The sequence below is a fragment of the Georgenia sp. G2120 genome (assembly GCF_055326485.1).
In genome coordinates this window covers 31,671-50,258 of sequence record NZ_JBUZNL010000007.1, presented here as the reverse complement: position 1 = coordinate 50,258, position 18,588 = coordinate 31,671, and the positions used below count along the sequence as shown (strand labels likewise).

Genomic DNA, 18,588 nt, shown 5'->3' with positions numbered 1-18,588 from the left:
CGGCACGGCGGGGTCCCCGGACGAGACGTCCGGCGAGGCCGACTCGGTGTGGATCGTCGGCGGGACCGAGGAACACACCGTCCCCGGTGCCGAGCCGCGGACCGACCTCGGCAGCCGCGCGAGCACCGGCACAGGCACCACACCCGCCGTCACCACCGACACGGGGGAGGCCACCCGATGAGGCACCTGCTGTCCGCCGCCGACCTCGACCGGGCCGAGGCCGTCCGCGTCCTCGACACCGCCGAGCAGATGGCCGCCACGCAGCAGCGGGAGATGAAGAAGCTCCCCACCCTGCGCGGCCGCACGGTCGTCAACCTCTTCTTCGAGGACTCCACGCGCACCCGCATCTCGTTCGAGGCAGCCGCCAAGCGCCTGAGCGCCGACGTCATCAACTTCTCCGCCAAGGGCTCCTCGGTGTCGAAGGGGGAGTCCCTCAAGGACACCGCGCTCACGCTGCGCGCGATGGGCGCCGACGGCGTCGTCGTCCGCCACCCGTCCTCCGGCGCCCCGCACCGCCTCGCCCACGCCGGGTGGACGGACGTCCCGATCCTCAACGCCGGCGACGGCACGCACCAGCACCCCACCCAGGCCCTGCTCGACGCCTTCACCCTGCGGCGCCACCTCCACGCGCGCGCCGAGGACCCGGCCCCCGGGGAGCCCACGACGACGGACACCCCCGCGCCGCCGGGCAGCGACCTGGACGGTGCGCGCGTCGTCGTCGTCGGGGACGTCCTGCACTCGCGGGTGGCCCGGTCGAACGTCGACCTGCTCACCACGCTCGGCGCGGACGTCACGCTCGTGGCGCCGCCGACCCTGCTGCCCGTCGGGGTGCACGCCTGGCACGCCCGGGTCGAGCACCACCTCGACGCGGCCCTGGCCACCGGTCCCGACGCGGTGATGATGCTCCGCGTCCAGGCCGAGCGGATGTCCGCCGGCGGCGGGGGATTCTTCCCGTCCCCGCTGGAGTACCACCGCCTCTACGGGCTCGACGCCGACCGGCTCGCCGTCCTGCAACCGCACGCGATCGTCATGCACCCCGGGCCGATGAACCGTGGCCTGGAGATCTCGGCCGAGGCCGCGGACTCCTCGCGCAGCGTCGTCCTCGAGCAGGTCCGCAACGGGGTCGCCGTGCGCATGGCCGTGCTCTACCTCCTGCTCGCCGGCTCCGAAGGGACCACGTCATGACCAGCCACCTCATCACCGGCGCCCGACTCCTCGGCGCCGACCGCGCCGACCTGCTGCTCGTCGACGGCGTCATCGCCGCCGTGGGCGAGGACGCGGCCGACCAGGCGCCCGCGGACGCCACCCGGACCGACGCCGACGGCCTCGTCGCGCTCCCCGGCCTCGTCGACCTGCACACCCACCTGCGCGAGCCCGGCCGGGAGGATACCGAGACGGTCGCGACCGGTTCGCGGGCCGCCGCGGCCGGCGGGTTCACGGCCGTCCATGCGATGGCCAACACGATGCCGGTGGCCGACACCGCGGGCGTCGTCGAGCAGGTGTGGCGCCTGGGGCGCGAGGCGGGCTACGTCGACGTCCGCCCCGTCGGCGCCGTCTCCGTCGGTCTGGCCGGCGCCCAGCTCGCCGAGCTCGGCGCCATGCACCGCTCCGCGGCCGGAGTCACCGTCTTCTCCGACGACGGTCGCTGCGTGTCCGACCCCGTCCTCATGCGCCGCGCGCTCGAGTACGTCCGCACCGTCGACGGCGTCATCGCCCAGCACGCCCAGGACCCCCGCCTCACCGAGGGCGCCCAGATGCACGAGGGCGTCGTCTCCGCCGAGCTCGGCATGACCGGCTGGCCGGCCGTCGCGGAGGAGTCGATCATCGCCCGCGACGTCCTGCTGGCCGAGCACGTCGGCTCGCGGCTGCACGTGTGCCACCTCTCGACCGCCGGGTCGGTCGACATCATCCGCTGGGCGAAGGCCCGCGGGATCGCCGTCACCGCCGAGGTGACGCCGCACCACCTCCTGCTCACCGACGACCTCGTGCGCGACTACGACCCGCTGTACAAGGTCAACCCGCCCCTGCGGACGGCGGCCGACGTCGAGGCCGTGCGCGCCGGCCTGGCCGACGGGACGATCGACATCGTCGCCACCGACCACGCCCCGCACGCCGCCGAGGACAAGGACACCGAGTGGGCCGCCGGGGCCATGGGCATGACCGGGCTCGAGACCGCGCTCGCCGTCGTCACCACCACCATGGTCGAGACCGGCCTGCTCGACTGGGCCGGGGTCGCCCGCGTGATGTCGACCGCCCCCGCGGCGATCGGGCGCGTGGCGGACCAGGGTCGGCCCCTCGAGGTGGGTGCCCCCGCGCACCTCACGCTCGTCGACCCCGCGGCCCGGCGTACCGTCGACCCGGGCACGCACGCCTCGCGGTCCCGCAACTCGCCGTTCGCCGGGCGGGAGCTCGCCGGCGCCGTCGTCCACACGTTCTACGCGGGACGCGCGACCGTCACCGACGGTCGCCTGGTCGAGGACCTCGCCCCGCTGCCTACGAAGAAGGAGTCCTGAGTGAGCGCCGCGCGCACACCCGCCCTGCTCGTCCTCGAGGACGGCACGACCTACCAAGGGTCCGGCTACGCCGCCGAGGGACGCACCCTGGGCGAGATCGTCTTCTCCACCGGCATGACCGGCTACCAGGAGACGCTCACCGACCCGAGCTACCACCGCCAGATCGTCGTGATGACGGCGCCGCACATCGGCAACACCGGCGTCAACGACGAGGACGACGAGTCCGGCCAGGTGTGGGTCGCCGGCTACGTCCTGCGCGACGCCGCCCGCCGGGCCTCCAGCTGGCGCGCGACGGGCGGGCTCGAGGAGCGCCTCGCGGCCGAGGGCGTCGTCGGCATCTGCGAGGTCGACACCCGCGCGCTCACCCGCCGCCTGCGCGACCAGGGCGTCATGCGCGCCGGCATCTTCTCCGGCTCGGCCCTGCCCGCGGGCGCCGCCGACCTGCACCCGCAGGCCGTCGAGGTGCTCGTCGAGGTGGTGCGGGACGCCCCGGCGATGTCCGGCTCCGACCTCGCGGGCGAGGTCTCGACCGGAGAGCGGTACACGATCGAGCCCGACGGCGACCCGGTCGCCACCGTGGTCGCCGTCGACCTGGGGATCAAGGCGCGCACGCCCGCCCAGCTCGCCGAGCGCGGCGCCCGCGTCCACGTCGTCCCCCGCGACACCACGCTCGCGGAGGTTCTCGCCCTGTCGCCCGACGGCGTCTTCTTCTCCAACGGCCCCGGCGACCCGGCGGCCGCCGAGCACGAGGTCGAGCTGCTGCGCGGCATCCTCGATGAGAAGCTGCCGTTCTTCGGCATCTGCTTCGGCAACCAGCTCCTCGGGCGGGCCCTCGGGTACGGCACGTTCAAGCTCGCCTACGGCCACCGCGGCGTCAACCAGCCGGTCCTCGACAAGGAGACCGGCCGCGTGGAGATCACGGCGCACAACCACGGGTTCGCCGTCGACGCCCCGGTCGAGGGGGAGTCGGTCGCCCCGTTCGACGACGGCCGCTACGGCCGGGTCGAGGTCAGCCACGTCGGACTCAACGACCAGGTGGTCGAGGGCCTGCGCGCCCTCGACGTCCCGGCGTTCTCCGTCCAGTACCACCCCGAGGCCGCCGCCGGACCGCACGACGGCGAGCACCTCTTCGACCGCTTCCTCGCGCTCATGGCCGCCCCCCGCGGCGCCGAGGACGCGACCCCGACCACCTCGCAGGAGAACTGATGCCCCGCCGGACCGACCTCAGCTCCGTCCTCGTCATCGGCTCGGGCCCGATCGTCATCGGCCAGGCCGCCGAGTTCGACTACTCCGGCACCCAGGCGTGCCGGGTGCTGCGCGAGGAGGGCCTGCGGGTCGTCCTCGTCAACTCCAACCCCGCGACGATCATGACCGACCCCGAGGTGGCCGACGCGACCTACGTCGAGCCGATCACCCCCGAGGTCGTCGAGGCCATCCTGCTCAAGGAGCGCCCCGACGCGATCCTGCCGACCCTCGGCGGCCAGACCGCCCTCAACACGGCGATCGCGCTGCACGACTCCGGGGTGCTCGACCGCCTCGGCATCGAGCTCATCGGCGCGTCCGTCGACGCCATCAACAAGGCCGAGGACCGCTATGCATTCAAGGAGGTCGTCGAGCGCGCCGGCGGCGAGTCCGCCCGCTCGGTCATCGCGCACTCCCTCGACGAGGTGCACGCGGCGGCCGACGAGCTCGGCCTGCCCCTCGTGGTCCGGCCGAGCTTCACGATGGGCGGCCTCGGCTCCGGCCTCGCCTACACGCGCGAGGACCTCGACCGCATCGCGGGTGCCGGTCTGCACTTCTCGCCGACCACCGAGGTGCTCCTCGAGGAGTCGATCCTCGGCTGGAAGGAGTTCGAGCTCGAGCTCATGCGCGACAAGGCGGACAACGTCGTCGTCGTGTGCTCGATCGAGAACGTTGACCCCGTCGGCGTCCACACGGGCGACTCGATCACGGTGGCGCCCGCGATGACGCTCACCGACCGCGAGTACCAGCGGATGCGGGACATCGGCATCGCCGTGCTGCGCGAGGTCGGGGTCGACACGGGCGGCTGCAACGTCCAGTTCGCGGTCGAGCCGAGCACGGGCCGGATCGTCGTCATCGAGATGAACCCCCGCGTCTCGCGCTCCTCCGCGCTGGCCTCGAAGGCCACCGGGTTCCCGATCGCCAAGATCGCGGCGCGCCTGGCCATCGGCTACACGCTTCCGGAGATCCCCAACGACATCACCGGCTCCACGCCGGCGAGCTTCGAGCCCTCGCTCGACTACGTCGTGGTCAAGGTCCCGAGGTTCGCGTTCGAGAAGTTCCCCGCCGCCGACCCCACGCTGACGACGACGATGAAGTCCGTGGGCGAGGCCATGGCCCTCGGCCGCAACTTCACCGAGGCCCTCGGCAAGGCGCTGCGCTCGCTCGACCAGTCCGGCCAGCAGCTGCACTGGCGCGGCGAGGCGCCCGCCGGTGAGGAGCTCGCCCGGCTCGTCGCCTCCACCGCCACCCCGACCGAGCACCGCCTCGTCGACGTCCAGCAGGCCATCCGTGGTGGCGCGAGCGTCGAGGAGCTGTTCGAGGCCACGTGGATCGACCCGTGGTTCCTCGACCAGATGGTGCTGATGGAGGAGGTGGCCCGCGAGGTCGCCGACTCGCACGCGCTCACGGCCGACGTCCTGCGGCGCGCCAAGCGGCACGGGCTCTCCGACGTCCAGATCGGGGAGCTGCGCGGCCTGTCCGAGGACGCCGTGCGCGAGGTGCGGCGGGCGTTCGACCTGCACCCGGTCTACAAGACCGTGGACACGTGCGCCGCCGAGTTCGCCTCCGAGACGCCGTACCACTACTCGGCCTACGACACCGAGACCGAGGTGGCCCCGCGCGAGAAGCCGGCCGTCATCATCCTCGGCTCGGGCCCCAACCGGATCGGCCAGGGCATCGAGTTCGACTACTCGTGCGTGCACGCCACCCTCGAGCTGGCCGACCGGTTCACCACCGTCATGGTCAACTGCAACCCCGAGACGGTCTCGACCGACTACGACATCTCCGACCGGCTCTACTTCGAGCCGCTGACGTTCGAGGACGTCATGGAGGTCTACCGGGCCGAGGTCGCGGCCGGCCCGGTCGAGGGCGTCATCGTCCAGCTCGGCGGGCAGACGCCCCTCTCGCTCGCCCAGCGCCTCGCCGACGCCGGCGTCCCGATCCTCGGCACCTCGCCCGAGGCGATCGACGCCGCGGAGGACCGCGAGATCTTCGGCCGCGTCCTCGACGAGGCGGGCCTGCCCTCGCCCGCCCACGGCACCGCGACCTCGCCGGCCGAGACGCTCGCCGTCGCGGCCGAGATCGGCTACCCGGTGCTCGTGCGGCCGAGCTACGTCCTCGGCGGGCGTGGGATGCAGATCGTCTACGACGAGGCCGACCTCGGCGACTACCTCGCCGACGCGACGGTCCACGCCGGCGACGCGACCCGTCGGGCCGCCCCGCTGCTCGTCGACCGGTTCCTCGACGACGCCGTGGAGATCGACGTCGACGCCCTGTACGACGGCACCGAGCTCTACCTCGCGGGCGTCATGGAGCACATCGAGGAGGCCGGCATCCACTCCGGCGACTCCTCGTGCGTCCTGCCCCCGGTCTCGCTGTCCGCCGGCGAGCTGAGCAGGATCCGGGAGTCGACCGAGGCGATCGCCGCCGGGGTCGGCGTGCACGGGCTCATCAACATCCAGTTCGCGCTCGTCTCCGACGTCCTCTACGTCATCGAGGCCAACCCGCGCGCCTCGCGCACCGTCCCGTTCGTCGCCAAGGCCACCGGCGTGCCGCTCGCGCGCGCCGCGGCCCGCGTGATGGCGGGGGAGTCGATCGCCGACCTCAGGGACTCCGGGCTCCTGCCCGGCGTCGACGCCTCCGTGGTCGACCTCGGCTCCGCGATCGCGGTCAAGGAGGCCGTGCTGCCCTTCAAGCGGTTCGCCACCCGGGAGGGGCAGGTCGTCGACTCGATCCTCGGGCCGGAGATGCGCTCGACGGGCGAGGTCATGGGCATCGGCCCGACCCTGCCGGTCGCGTTCGCGAAGTCCCAGACCGCGGCGTTCGGCGGGCTGCCCAGCGGCGGCAAGGTGTTCGTCTCGGTCGCCGACCGGGACAAGCGGGACATCGCCGGGCCGGCCGCCCGCCTCGTCGACCTCGGGTTCGAGCTCCTCGCCACCGAGGGCACGGCGGCGGTCCTCCACCGGCACGGCATCCCGTCCACGACCGTGCGCAAGCACTCCGCCGGGCGCGGTCCGAACGGCGAGCCGACCATCATCGACCTCATCACCGAGGGCGAGGTGGACATGGTCATCAACACCCCGAGCGGTCAGGGCGCCCGCGCCGACGGGTACGAGATCCGGACGGCGACCACCGCCGTGGACCGCGCGATCATCACGACGACGGCGCAGCTGAGCGTCGCCGTGCGCGCGATCGAGGCCGAGCGGGCCGGGGCCTTCGACGTGGCCCCGCTCCAGGAGCTCGACGCCGCCCGGGACGCCCGGCTCGCCGGGGCGGGATCCGGCCCGACGACGGCCGGAGCCACGGCGTGACCGGTCCGTCCGGCGGCGCTGCGGGCCCGGTGGGATCTGCCGGTGCCCCGGGCGCGGCGAACCCGTCGGCGGCGGGCCACGTCGGCGCCGGGGACCGACCCGGGTTCGGCGCGCGGCTCGCCCGCGCGATGGACGAGCACGGCCCGCTGTGCGTCGGGGTCGACCCGCACGCGCCCCTGCTGGCGGCGTGGGGGCTGCCGGACAGCGCCGACGGCGCCCGGGAGCTCGGCCTGCGGGTCGTCGACGAGGTGGCGGGCCGCGTGGCGGCTCTCAAGCCGCAGTCGGCGTTCTTCGAGCGCTTCGGTCCCGCCGGCTGGGCGGCGCTGCAGGAGGTGCTCGCGGCGGCGACGTCCGCCGGTCTCCTCACCGTCCTCGACGTCAAGCGCGGGGACATCGGCTCGACGATGGCCGCCTACGCGGCAGCCCACCTCGGCGACGACGCGCCCATGCCCGCCGACGCGATCACGGTCTCTCCCTACCTGGGCCCGGACTCGCTCACGGAGACCGCGGCCCTCGCGCACGCCAACGGACGGGGAGTCTTCGCCCTCGCGCTCACGTCGAACCCCGAGGGCGCGGCCGTTCAGCACGCGAGCGTCCGGGGGAGTGGTGCGGGCGGCTCGGTCGCCGGCGAGGTCGCTCGTTGGGCCGCGGCCCGCAACGCCGAGGCGCGGACCGACGACGACGTGCCCGGCCATGTAGGCCTGGTCGTCGGGGCGACGACGGGCACCGCCGTCGCCGACCTCGGGCTCGACCTCACCGGCACGGGCGGGATCCTCCTGGCCCCGGGCGTGGGCGCGCAGGGCGCCGGGGCCGAGGAGCTGCGGGCCGTCTTCGGCCCGGCGCGCCACCGGGTGCTCGCCGCCGTCTCCCGGTCGGTCCTCGCCGCGGGGCCGGACCGGGGCGCCGTCGCGCGCGCTGCCCGCGAGACCGCGGGCCTCGTGACCTCCGCGCTGCGCGAGAGCTGAGGCGGGCGGTCGTCGCGAGACGTTCACCGCCCCGCCACCCGCCAGGCGCCCGCTGTCTCCCTGCACGGACCTGCGTGTTCATCTGGCGTGATCTGCGTCCCAGAGGCTAGTGTCAGCCTCTACCCCGGACCCGTGCTCACCAACTGACGAGGTGGTCGTTGTGACAGTCCCCCCGCTCACGGCCGACGAACGGGCTGCGGCCCTGGCCAAGGCCGCCGAGGCGCGTCGCGTGCGCGCCGAGGTCAAGTCCAAGCTCAAGGCCGGCGCCCTGCAGCTCTCCGACGTGCTCGACCGCGCGGCAGACGACGAGGCGCTCAACAAGCTCAAGGTCGTCGCGCTGCTCGAGGCGATGCCCGGCGTCGGTTCGTCGACGGCGCGGGCGATCATGGCCGAGTTCAACATCGCCGAGTCGCGCCGCGTGCGCGGGCTCGGGCCGCACCAGCGCTCGAAGCTGGTCGACCGGTTCGGGTAGGCGGACGCGCTCGGCGTGGGCTGCCACAATGAGGCGGTGCCCGACGAGACGACCCCTGGAGCCGACACCGATCCCGTGACGCCGCAGGCGCCCGTCGACACCGCGCGCCTGACGGTGCTCTCGGGACCGACAGCGGTCGGGAAGGGCACGGTCGTCAACGAGCTGCGCAGGCTCTACCCGGACCTCTGGTACTCGGTCTCGGCGACGACCCGGCCGATCCGTCCCGGCGAGATCGACGGGGTGCACTACCACTTCCTCACGCCCGCCCAGTTCGACGAGGCCGTCGACTCCGGGGGCATGCTCGAGTGGGCGGTCGTGCACGGGGTCCACCGGTACGGGACGCCGCGGCGCGCCGTGGTCGACCAGCTCGCCACGGGGCGTCCGGTGCTCCTCGAGCTCGACCTCCAGGGGCATCGACAGGTGCGTGCCGCCATGCCGGGGGCGCGCCACGTGTTCCTCGCGCCGCCCGACCGCGCCGAGCTCGTGCGCCGGCTCGTCGGCCGGGGGACCGAGACCGAGGAGGAACGGGCACGCCGGCTCGCCACGGCCGACGTCGAGCTCGCGTCCGTGGCGGAGTTCGACGAGATCATCGTCAACTCCGACGTGACCGAGGCCGCACAGGCGCTCGCGTCACTCATGGGCCTGGTCCGGGCGCCCGCGCGGTAGCATGGGAGGCCGTGCGCCCGCCGCCAGCCGCGGCGGTGCGCCCACCACCGAGGAGGACCCATGGCTGGAACAGTCGCCGAGCCCATCGGCATCACGGACCCGCCGATCGACGAGCTCCTGACGACCGTCGACTCGAAGTACGCACTCGTCATCTACGCCGCCAAGCGCGCGCGTCAGATCAACACCTACAACCAGCAGCTGCAGGACGGCCTGCTGGAGTTCGTCGGCCCGCTCGTGCCGTCGGCGCCCGAGGAGAAGTCGCTCTCCATCGCGCTGCGCGAGATCAACGCCGGCCAGCTCACGCTCACGCGCACCGAGGACTGACCCGGTCGTGACGGCGGGGGAGCAGCGTGAGGGCGACCGCGCCCCCCGCCGTCTGAACGTCGTCCTCGGCGTCACCGGCGGCATCGCGGCCTACAAGGCGCCCCTCGTCCTGCGCCTGCTCACCGAGGCCGGGCACCGCGTCCGCGTCGTGCCCACGACCACCGCCCTCGCGATGGTCGGCGCCCCCACCTTCGAGGCCCTGTCCGGCCAGCCCGTGCGCGCGGAGGTTCTCGACGGCGCCACGGCGGTCGACCACGTCGACCTCGGCCGGCACGCCGACCTCGTCCTCGTCGTCCCCACGACGGCGAACACCATGGCCCGGGCCGCCGCCGGACTCGCGGACGACCTGCTGACGGCCACGCTGCTGACCGCCACGTGCCCCGTGCTCCTCGCACCGGCGATGCACACCGAGATGTGGCAGCACCCCGCGACCTGCGCCAACGTGGCCACCCTGCGGTCCCGCGGCGTCGCCGTCCTCGACCCGGACTCCGGCCGCCTCACGGGCGCCGACACCGGTCCCGGCCGCCTGCCCGAGCCCGAGCGCATCGTCGCCGCCGCGCTCGCCCTCGTCGGCCTCTCGCCCGAGGGCCGCGAGATCGCCCGCGCCGACCTCACGTCGGCCGGGACCGACGCCGTTGCCACCCCCTCCGGCACGAGCGGTGCCGGCGCGACCATCCACGGGCTGCCCGACGTCGACGCCGGCGGCGGTCCCGGCCCGATGGCGTCGGGCGCCTGCCCGCCGAGGCGGCAGGACCTTGCGGGCCGCCGCGTCGTCGTCTCCGCCGGCGGTACCCACGAGCCGCTGGACCCGGTGCGGTTCATCGGCAACCGATCGACGGGACGCCAGGGGATCGCCATCGCCCGCGCGGCCGCCGACCGTGGCGCCCGGGTCACCCTGCTCGCCGCCAACGTCGAGGCGGCGCTGCTGCCCGACGAGCTGGCGATCGACGTCGTGCCCGTGGGTTCTGCGCTCGAGCTCGCCGACGCCGTGACCGCGGCCGCCGCCGAGGCCGACGTCGTCGTCATGGCCGCCGCCGTGGCGGACTTCCGCCCGGCGGAGGCGGGCACGTCGAAGGCGAAGAAGGACGGCAGCGGCAGGCGCACGATCGAGCTGGTCGAGAACCCGGACATCCTCGCCGGCCTCGCGGCGGACCGTCCCCGGGCGGACCAGCTCGTCGTCGGTTTCGCGGCGGAGACGGGTGACGAGAGCGGCAGCGTGCTCGAGCACGGCCGCGCCAAGGCGATCCGGAAGCGCGCCGACCTGCTGGCCGTCAACGCCGTCGGCGTAGGCGTCGGGTTCGGGGACGTCGACACGGAGCTGACGATCCTCGACGCCGCGGGCGAGGTCGTGGCCACCAGTGCCGGCAGCAAGGACCAGATGGCGGACGCCCTGCTCGACGTCGTCGTCGACCGCCTGGCCGCGCCTACGATTGGGCAGTGACCCAGCTGCGCACCTTCACGTCCGAGTCCGTCACCGAGGGGCACCCGGACAAGATCTGCGACCGCATCTCCGACGCGATCCTCGACGAGCTGCTGCGGGAGGACCCGGAGGCGAGGGTCGCCGTCGAGTGTCTCGTCACGACCGGTCAGGTCCACGTGGCCGGCGAGATCCGCACGGAGGGGTACGTCGACATCCCCACGATCGTGCGGCGCGAGATCAGCGCGATCGGGTACACGTCCTCCGAGGTCGGGTTCGACGGCCGGTCGTGCGGCGTGTCCGTGAGCGTGGGGGAGCAGTCGGCCGACATCGCGGCCGGCGTCGACAAGTCCCTCGAGACCCGCGACGACACGGGCGAGATCGACCCGCTCGACGTGCAGGGCGCCGGCGACCAGGGCCTGATGTTCGGGTACGCGACGGACGAGACCGACAGCTACATGCCGTTGCCGATCCACCTCTCGCACCGCCTCGCCGAGCGCCTCGCCCAGGTGCGCCGCGAGGGGACCGTCGCGTGGCTGCGCCCCGACGGGAAGACCCAGGTGACGGTCGGCTACGGGGACGCCGGCCCCGAGGCGGTCACCGGCATCGTCGTCTCCACGCAGCACGACGAGGACGTCACCCAGGGCATGCTCGACGACGCCGTGCGCTCGCTCGTGGTCGACCCGGTCCTCGACGCCGAGCTCACCGGCGCGGCGTCCGGTGTCGACGCCGGCGGCCTGGCCGTGCTCGTCAACCCGACCGGCAGGTTCGTCCTCGGCGGCCCCATGGGGGACGCGGGGCTCACCGGACGCAAGATCATCGTCGACACGTACGGGGGCATGGCCCGGCACGGCGGCGGCGCCTTCTCGGGCAAGGACCCGAGCAAGGTCGACCGCTCCGCCGCGTACGCCATGCGGTGGGTGGCGAAGAACGTCGTGGCTGCCGGTCTCGCGCGGCGATGCGAGGTCCAGGTCGCGTACGCGATCGGGCAGGCGGCCCCGGTGTCGATCTACGTCGAGACCTTCGGCACCGCTGCTGTCCCCGAGGAGGCGATCGAGCGGGCCGTGCGCGAGGTCTTCGACCTGCGTCCGCTCGCCGTCATCCGCGACCTCGAGCTGTTGCGGCCGATCTACCGGCCGCTCGCGGCGTACGGCCACTTCGGCCGGCCGAGCCTCGACCTGCCCTGGGAGCGCCTCGACCGCGTCGACGCCCTGCGGTCCGCCGCGGGGGTCTGAGACCGCTGCCTCGACCGTCTGCCGGCCGGTCGGGCCGGGGGCCGGGCGTTCCCAGGGTCCGAGACGCGACGGGGTCAGGCACCTCCGGCGCGCGGGGTCGTCACCCGGTCCCACAGGTGTCCGAGACACAGCCTCGTGCACAGGGCGGGCCGACGACGACGCCGGGTGTCCGGCCCGCGTGATGTGATGTGGCGATGACCCCCCGCGCCGAGCAGCCCTCCCTGGGCGACCTCGTCGACCTTGCGCCGCCCGGCGCCGCGGGGGACCCGGACGCGGACGTCGTGTCGGTACTTGTCGAGACCCCGCTCGCGCACCTCGACCGCCCCTTCGACTACGTTGTGCCGCCGGCCATGGCGGAGCGCGTGGCGATCGGATCGCGCGTCCGCGTGCGGTTCGCCGGGCGCGAGCTCGGCGGATACGTCACGGCGCGCACGCGGGGGACCGACCGCTCCGACCTCGCGCCGCTCCGTCGCGCGGTGAGCGCCGCACCCGTGCTCGCCCCGGAGATCGCGCGGCTGTGCCGCGCCGTCGCACGCGCGCACGGTGGGACGACTGCCGACGTCGTGCGCCTCGCCGTGCCCCCACGTCACGCGGGCACGGAGGACTCGGTCGCCCAGGCGCGGGGCGGTTGGGCGGTGGATCCTCCCGCTGCCCGCTCCGACGCGTCGGAGGAGGAGGCACCGTCCGATCCCGGTCCCTGGGGCGAGCTCGCGGCAGGTCCGGCCTTCCTCTCCCATGTGGCCGCAGGACACTCGCCCGCCGCGGTCGTCACGGCGCTGCCGGGCACCACCGCGGCCCTCGTCGCCCGTGCCGTGCGTGCGGGGCACGACTCCGGCCGCGGCGCACTTGTCGTCGCGCCGACCGCGCGTCACGTCGAGGAGGTCCTCGCGGCGCTCGAGGACGCGGGGATCCCCGCCGTCGTGCGCCTGTCCGCCGAGGACGGGACCGCGCGCCGGTACCGGACCTTCCTGCGTGCCCTGACGGGGGAGGCACGCGTGGTCGTCGGCACGCGGGCCGCCGCGTTCGCGCCGGTCACGAACCTCGGGCTCGTCGTGCTCGTCGAGGACGGGGACGACCGGCTGGAGGAGCCGCGCGCCCCGTACCCGCACGCCCGCGACGTCCTGCTCGCGCGGCACCTGCCCGACGACGGGACGGCCGACCGCCCCCGGGCGTCGGGGGAGCGGGCGGCCCTCGCGATCATCGCCGTCGGACGCTCCGTGGCCGCCCAGCACCTCGTCGCCACCGGGACGGCGGCGTCGCTCGCCGCGGACCGGGCGCTCGTGCGCGCGCGCACCCCACGGGTCATCGCACCCAGCGACCTCGCCCTCGCCGCCGAGGGCCCCGCCGCGCACGCGCGGATCCCGCACGAGGCCTGGCGACTCGTCCGCGACTCGCTCGCCGACGGGCCGGTCCTCGTCCAGGTCGCCCGCGCCGGCTACGTGCCCGCGCTCGCGTGCGCGAGGTGCCGGGAGCCTGCTCGCTGCCGGCACTGCTCGGGTCCGTTGCAGGCGACGGCGACGGGCGCGCCTCCGTCGTGCCGGTGGTGCGCGCGCAGCGCCGCCGACTTCCGCTGCCCCACGTGCGGTTCGACCGCGCTACGGGCGATCCGGGTGGGCGCCGGTCGGACCTCCCACGAGCTGGGGCGTGCCTTCCCCGGCGTCCCGGTGCTGGCGTCGGGCGGCGGGCAGGAGACCGGGGTCGCGCGGACGGTCGACGACCAGCCCCGACTCGTCGTGGCCACCCCAGGGGCGGAACCCACCGCCGACGGTGGGTACGTCGCGGCTGTCCTCCTCGACGGCGGTGTCGCGACGGCGCGCCCCGGCCTCGCGGCGGCCGAGGAGGCCATGCGCCGGTGGGTGAGCGCCGCCGCGCTCGTCCGTGCCGCCCCCGAGGGTGGCCGCGTGCTGCTGCTCGGCGGACCGGCGCCGCAGGTGGCGCAGGCGTTCGTCCGCTGGGACCCGGTCGGGCTGGCCGAACGGGAGCTCGCGGAGCGGGCCGAGCTGGGTCTGCCGCCGGCGGCTGACGTCGCCGTCGTGACGGGGGAGTCCGGTCCCGTGCGCGCATTCCTCGACCACCTCATGGCCGACGACCGAGCGACCGGGATCGACGTGCTGGGGCCCGTGCCGGTCGAGCCGTTCACTCGCGGGAGCGCGGGAGCGCGGGACGACGGGGGAGCGGGACCGGGTGGACGATCGGCTGGACGTTCGGGCGGGAGCACGGGTGGTTCCTCGGGATCGGGCGCGCCGGAGGTCCGGGCCGTCGTCCGTGCCCCCGCCGGCACCGAGCCCGGTCCGCTGCTCGCCGCCGCGGCGGCCGCCCGCTCGGCGCGCAAGGAGCCGGGGGCGGTCCGGGTCCAGGTCGCGCCCACCGACATGCTGTAGGGCGGGCGGGCGCCAGGAGGCCCGCCAGGACCAGGTGGTGGGCGAGCGCGGTGGTCGTCGTCGTGCGCCGTGACGGGCGTTCGCCCGTTCGTCGGGCACGTGCGCGTCCGGGTGTCGTCGTCGTGCGCCGTGGAGGGCCTTCGTCGGCGGCACCTCGGCGAGGCATCTACCATCGAAGGCGTGCGAGTCCTGTTCGCCGGCACCCCGGTCGTTGCGCTTCCGGCCCTGCACCACCTGCTCCAGTCGGAGCACGAGGTGGTCGGGGTCCTCACGCGTGCGCCCGCCGCGCGAGGTCGGGGCCGGACGCTCCATCCCTCTCCCGTCGGTGAGGCCGCGGCCGAGGCGGACCTGCCCGTCCTCACCCCGCGGACACTGCGGGACGAGGCCGCCGTCGAGGAGATCCGCGAGCTGGGGGCGGACGTCGCCGCCGTCGTCGCCTACGGCCTGCTCATCCCGCCGCCCGCGCTGGCGGCCACCACCCACGGGTGGGTCAACCTGCACTTCTCGCTGCTGCCCGCCTACCGCGGCGCGGCGCCGGTCCAGCGCGCGCTCCTCGCCGGCGAGGACGTCACCGGTGCGACGACGTTCCTGCTCGACGAGGGGCTCGACACCGGCCCGGTCCTGGCCACGATGACCGAGACGATCCAGGCCACGGACACCTCCGGCGCACTGCTCGACCGGCTCTCCGTGGCCGGCGCGCCGCTCCTCACCCGGTCGCTCGAGACCCTGGTCTCCGGCCTCATCGACCCGGCCCCGCAGAGCACGCACGGCGTCTCGCTCGCGCCGAAGCTGACGACCTCCGACGCCTTCGTCGACCTCGACCAGCCCGCCCAGCAGGTCGACCGCATCATCCGGGCCACGACGCCCGCGCCCGGGCCGTGGACCACCCTGCCCGGCGGTGACCGCCTCAAGCTGCGTCCCGTCGATCAGGTGCAGGGGACCACCGACCTCGCTCCTGGCGAGGTGCGCGCCGGACGTCGCGAGGTTCTCGTCGGTACGGCGACTTACGCCGTCCGCCTGACGGAGGTGGCGCCCGCGGGGAAGAGCTGGATGGCCGCCGACGCCTGGGCCCGAGGTGCGCGCATCGCCGACGACGACCGCCTCGGTGCGGAGAAGCCCGACGCATGAGCGACGATCGCGGCCCCCGCCGGGGTGGCACCGGCCGTGGATCCGGGAAGCAGACCCGCGCCCCGCGCACCGATCCCGCGCGTCGGGCCGCCTACCAGGTCCTCCACCAGGTCCACGCAGAGGACGCCTACGCCAACCTCGTGCTCCCGGGCCTCCTGCGCGAGCGGGGCATCACGGGTCGCGACGCCGCGTTCGCCACCGAGCTCGCCTACGGCACCCTGCGCCTGCGGGGACGCTATGACGCGATCCTCGCCCTTGCGTCGGGCCGCGACGTCGACTCGCTCGACCCGCCCGTACGCGACGTGCTCCGGCTCGGCGCGCACCAGCTGCTCGGCATGCGCGTCCCGTCCCACGCCGCCGTGGCCGAGTCCGTCTCCCTCGCCCGCGAGGTCGCGGGCCCGGCGCCCACAGGACTCGTCAACGCGGTGCTGCGCAAGGTGGCCGGCCGGGACGTCGAGGACTGGCTGGACGACGTGGCCGACGCGGTGCGCGACAGCGGCGGCGAGTGGTTCGACGTCGCGGCGGCCGTCGAGTCCCACCCCGCGTGGGTGGTCCGCGCGCTCCGCCAGGCCCTTGTCGCCGACGGCCGTGACCCGCGTGAGCTCGGCGACCTGCTCGACGCCGACAACACCCCCGCCCGCGTCACCCTCGTCGCCCGCCCCGGCTGGTCGTCCGTGGGGGAGCTCGGCCGCCAGGCCCGCGACCTCGGAGCGGACGTCGAGCAGCACCCGCTGCCCGGCGCCGTCGACCTCGTCGGGATCGCCCCGGGCGAGCTCGCCGACGTCGCGACCGGACGCGCGGCGGTCCAGGACGCCGGCTCGCAGCTCGTCGCCCACGCCCTGCTTGCCGCCGACCTCACGGACGGACGGACCGACGACGGCGGAACCTGGCTCGACCTGTGCGCCGGCCCCGGCGGCAAGGCCGCGCTGCTGGCGGCGCGCGCGCAGGAGCGCGGGGCGTTGCTCGTGGCCAACGAGGTGCAGCCGCACCGCGCCGACCTCGTGCGCCGCGCCGTCGAGCGGGCGGGGGAGTCGGTCCGGGTGACGGTCGGGGACGGGCGCCGGGCCGGTGAGCTGATGCCTGCCGACGGGCCGGACGGGGGACCGGACGGTGCGACGCGCATTCTCCTCGACGCGCCCTGCACCGGGCTCGGGGCGCTCCGCCGACGCCCGGAGGCGCGCTGGCGCCGCAGCACCGACGACCTCGCCCAGCTCGCGGAGCTCCAGCACGAGCTGTTCGAGGCCGCGGCCGGCGCACTCGCCGTCGGAGGCGTCCTCGCCTACGTGACCTGCTCGCCCCACGTGACCGAGACGCGCGCCCAGGTGACCCGTCTGCTGCGCGGCTCGCCCGGGCTCGCGCTCCTCGACACGGGTGCGATCACCCGGTCGGTCGCCGGCGGGCTCGCCGACCTCGTCACGGGGAGCCCGGTCGAGGGGGCGGAGGGCACGGTGGTCCAGCTGTGGCCCCACGTGCACGGCACGGACGCGATGTTCCTCGCGCTCCTGCGGCGCGAGGGCTGAGGGGCGACCCGAGGGACCCCCGGGCCCGGTCCGCGCAGCACCGTGCTGCGCAACGCGCCCTCGGTCCGCGGCGGCCCCGTCCACGGACGGCGGCTAGCCTCGGTCCATGGCCTCCGTCGTGATCTCTCCGTCGATCCTCACCAGCGACCTCTCCGACCTGCGTGGCGAGCTCGAGCGCATCTCGGGCGCCGACTACGCGCACGTCGACGTCATGGACAACCACTTCGTGCCCAACCTCAGCTGGGGTCTGCCCGTCGTCGAGGCCTGCGTCCGGGTGAGCCCGGTCCCGATCGACGCCCACCTCATGATCGAGGCCCCGGACCGCTGGGCCGTCGGCTACGCGGAGGCCGGCTGCGCGTCGGTGACGTTCCACGCCGAGGCCGCGATGGCGCCGGTCAAGCTCGCCCGCGAGCTGCGGGCCGCCGGGGCGAAGGCGTCGATCGCCATCCGCCCCGGCACGCCGTTCGAGCCGCTGATCGACCACCTCGCCGAGTTCGACATGATCCTGCTGATGACCGTCGAGCCCGGCTTCGGCGGGCAGTCGTTCATCGAGTCCGTGCTGCCGAAGATCCGCCGCGCCCGCGAGGCCGTGTCCGCCGCCGGGCTCGACATCAGGCTCCAGGTCGACGGCGGCGTCTCCCGGAAGACGATCGAGCGCGCCGCCGACGCCGGTGCCGACACGTTCGTCGCCGGCTCGGCCGTCTACAACGCGGAGGACGCCAACGCCGAGATCGCCGCGCTGCGGGAGCTGGCCGCCGGGGCGCACGCGCACTGACGGCGGCGCTCGGCGGGATGACGTGCGCCGGCCGCCGGCGCACGGGTATGGACCCCTCGGGCACCTGAGCGGGCCGGATCCCTCTCGCGCCTCGTCGTCGTGCACGTCGTTCCCGTGCCACAAGCACTCGCGTGACGAGGTGCACCTGCCTCGACCGGGTGGTTCTGCCCGCCCCCTGCATGCTCCGCAGCACCGCCGATTCGACCGGTGTTCACCTGGCGGTCAGATTGACGGGACACGCTCCGCCAGAGGCGTTGCCGGTGGCAAGCGCTCGGAACTGGCAGGCCGACAAGGAGCGCATGATGTCCATCGAGATCGACCCGTACTCGACCGCCGCAGTCGGTGACGACGTCTGGGTGGACGGGATGCTCCTGCGCGACGGCGCCGGCGAGCTGCCGGAGGAGGCGACGCTCAACCGTGCTGCCGGGACCGGTCCCGACCGCATCGCGGGGGACATCTCCGCGCTCAAGTCCGCCATGGCCGACTTCATCTCGACGCACGACACGGGTCTGCTCGCCCTGGCCGCCGCCACCGAGGCCTGTGGCTCGTCCACCGTCAGCATGACCGAGGGCTTCGAGGAGGTCGACACCGACGCCGGATCGGGCTTCGACTTCCTCGAGGTCTGACGGCCCCGCACCG

At 74.8% G+C, this 18,588-nt stretch carries 15 protein-coding genes; all 15 read left to right on the top strand.

Going from position 1 to position 18,588, the window contains the following annotated elements; genetic code table 11:
- Nucleotides 1–177: 177 nt before the first annotated feature.
- The 15 genes from ACZLMO_RS09430 to ACZLMO_RS09360 all read left to right on the top strand — a co-directional run bounded on the left by ACZLMO_RS09430 (nt 178) and on the right by ACZLMO_RS09360 (nt 18,575).
- On the top strand, nt 178–1,185 hold the full coding sequence (locus ACZLMO_RS09430) for an aspartate carbamoyltransferase catalytic subunit (protein ID WP_425713488.1): 1,008 nt from the start codon (nt 178–180) through the stop codon (nt 1,183–1,185).
- A complete protein-coding gene (locus ACZLMO_RS09425) occupies nt 1,182–2,513 on the top strand; it encodes a dihydroorotase (RefSeq protein WP_425713487.1) in 1,332 nt (443 codons plus the stop codon). The genes ACZLMO_RS09430 and ACZLMO_RS09425 overlap by 4 nt, the downstream gene beginning before the upstream one ends.
- Nucleotides 2,514–3,719, top strand: coding sequence for a glutamine-hydrolyzing carbamoyl-phosphate synthase small subunit (gene carA / locus ACZLMO_RS09420; protein WP_463653574.1), 1,206 nt, complete (start codon nt 2,514–2,516; stop codon nt 3,717–3,719).
- Nucleotides 3,719–7,066: a carbamoyl-phosphate synthase large subunit gene (gene carB, locus ACZLMO_RS09415; RefSeq protein ID WP_425713485.1), complete on the top strand. Its 3,348-nt coding sequence runs from the start codon at nt 3,719–3,721 to the stop codon at nt 7,064–7,066. The genes carA and carB overlap by 1 nt, the downstream gene beginning before the upstream one ends.
- Nucleotides 7,063–8,031 (top strand): orotidine-5'-phosphate decarboxylase, encoded by a 969-nt coding sequence (gene pyrF, locus ACZLMO_RS09410; protein ID WP_425713484.1) that lies wholly within the window; start codon nt 7,063–7,065, stop codon nt 8,029–8,031. Before carB ends, pyrF begins: the two co-directional genes overlap by 4 nt.
- 160 nt (nt 8,032–8,191) lie before the next feature.
- Nucleotides 8,192–8,503 (top strand): integration host factor, actinobacterial type, encoded by a 312-nt coding sequence (mihF, locus tag ACZLMO_RS09405; RefSeq protein WP_425713483.1) that lies wholly within the window; start codon nt 8,192–8,194, stop codon nt 8,501–8,503.
- A gap of 36 nt (nt 8,504–8,539) precedes the next feature.
- A complete protein-coding gene (gene gmk / locus ACZLMO_RS09400) occupies nt 8,540–9,169 on the top strand; it encodes a guanylate kinase (protein WP_425713482.1) in 630 nt (209 codons plus the stop codon).
- A 60-nt stretch (nt 9,170–9,229) separates the two neighbouring features.
- Complete coding sequence (gene rpoZ / locus ACZLMO_RS09395; protein ID WP_425709471.1) at nt 9,230–9,493, top strand: DNA-directed RNA polymerase subunit omega; 264 nt, start codon at nt 9,230–9,232, stop codon at nt 9,491–9,493.
- A 7-nt stretch (nt 9,494–9,500) separates the two neighbouring features.
- On the top strand, nt 9,501–10,934 hold the full coding sequence (locus ACZLMO_RS09390; RefSeq protein WP_463653573.1) for a bifunctional phosphopantothenoylcysteine decarboxylase/phosphopantothenate synthase: 1,434 nt from the start codon (nt 9,501–9,503) through the stop codon (nt 10,932–10,934).
- Nucleotides 10,935–10,939: 5 nt separating this feature from the next.
- Complete coding sequence (metK, locus tag ACZLMO_RS09385; RefSeq protein ID WP_463653661.1) at nt 10,940–12,145, top strand: methionine adenosyltransferase; 1,206 nt, start codon at nt 10,940–10,942, stop codon at nt 12,143–12,145.
- 194 nt (nt 12,146–12,339) lie between these two features.
- On the top strand, nt 12,340–14,526 hold the full coding sequence (locus ACZLMO_RS09380; protein WP_463653572.1) for a primosomal protein N' family DNA-binding protein: 2,187 nt from the start codon (nt 12,340–12,342) through the stop codon (nt 14,524–14,526).
- 180 nt (nt 14,527–14,706) lie between these two features.
- The gene (gene fmt, locus ACZLMO_RS09375; protein ID WP_425713479.1) at nt 14,707–15,654 is read left to right on the top strand and encodes a methionyl-tRNA formyltransferase; all 948 of its coding nucleotides are present in this window, start codon (nt 14,707–14,709) and stop codon (nt 15,652–15,654) included.
- Nucleotides 15,651–17,174 (top strand): RsmB/NOP family class I SAM-dependent RNA methyltransferase, encoded by a 1,524-nt coding sequence (locus ACZLMO_RS09370; RefSeq protein ID WP_425713478.1) that lies wholly within the window; start codon nt 15,651–15,653, stop codon nt 17,172–17,174. The genes fmt and ACZLMO_RS09370 overlap by 4 nt, the downstream gene beginning before the upstream one ends.
- Before the next feature lie 106 nt (nt 17,175–17,280).
- On the top strand, nt 17,281–17,949 hold the full coding sequence (gene rpe, locus ACZLMO_RS09365; protein ID WP_425713477.1) for a ribulose-phosphate 3-epimerase: 669 nt from the start codon (nt 17,281–17,283) through the stop codon (nt 17,947–17,949).
- A gap of 299 nt (nt 17,950–18,248) precedes the next feature.
- The gene (locus ACZLMO_RS09360) at nt 18,249–18,575 is read left to right on the top strand and encodes a hypothetical protein (RefSeq protein WP_463653571.1); all 327 of its coding nucleotides are present in this window, start codon (nt 18,249–18,251) and stop codon (nt 18,573–18,575) included.
- Nucleotides 18,576–18,588: the final 13 nt, after the last annotated feature.

Bases quoted from the DNA above. Each gene is read 5' to 3' on its own strand.
- rpe (WP_425713477.1), top strand. From the start codon at position 17,281: ATGGCCTCCGTCGTGATCTCTCCGTCGATCCTCACCAGCGACCTCTCC.
- ACZLMO_RS09380 (WP_463653572.1), top strand. From the start codon at position 12,340: ATGACCCCCCGCGCCGAGCAGCCCTCCCTGGGCGACCTCGTCGACCTT.
- rpoZ (WP_425709471.1), top strand. From the start codon at position 9,230: ATGGCTGGAACAGTCGCCGAGCCCATCGGCATCACGGACCCGCCGATC.
- carB (WP_425713485.1), top strand. From the start codon at position 3,719: ATGCCCCGCCGGACCGACCTCAGCTCCGTCCTCGTCATCGGCTCGGGC.
- ACZLMO_RS09425 (WP_425713487.1), top strand. From the start codon at position 1,182: ATGACCAGCCACCTCATCACCGGCGCCCGACTCCTCGGCGCCGACCGC.
- ACZLMO_RS09360 (WP_463653571.1), top strand. From the start codon at position 18,249: ATGATGTCCATCGAGATCGACCCGTACTCGACCGCCGCAGTCGGTGAC.
- ACZLMO_RS09370 (WP_425713478.1), top strand. From the start codon at position 15,651: ATGAGCGACGATCGCGGCCCCCGCCGGGGTGGCACCGGCCGTGGATCC.
- ACZLMO_RS09430 (WP_425713488.1), top strand. From the start codon at position 178: ATGAGGCACCTGCTGTCCGCCGCCGACCTCGACCGGGCCGAGGCCGTC.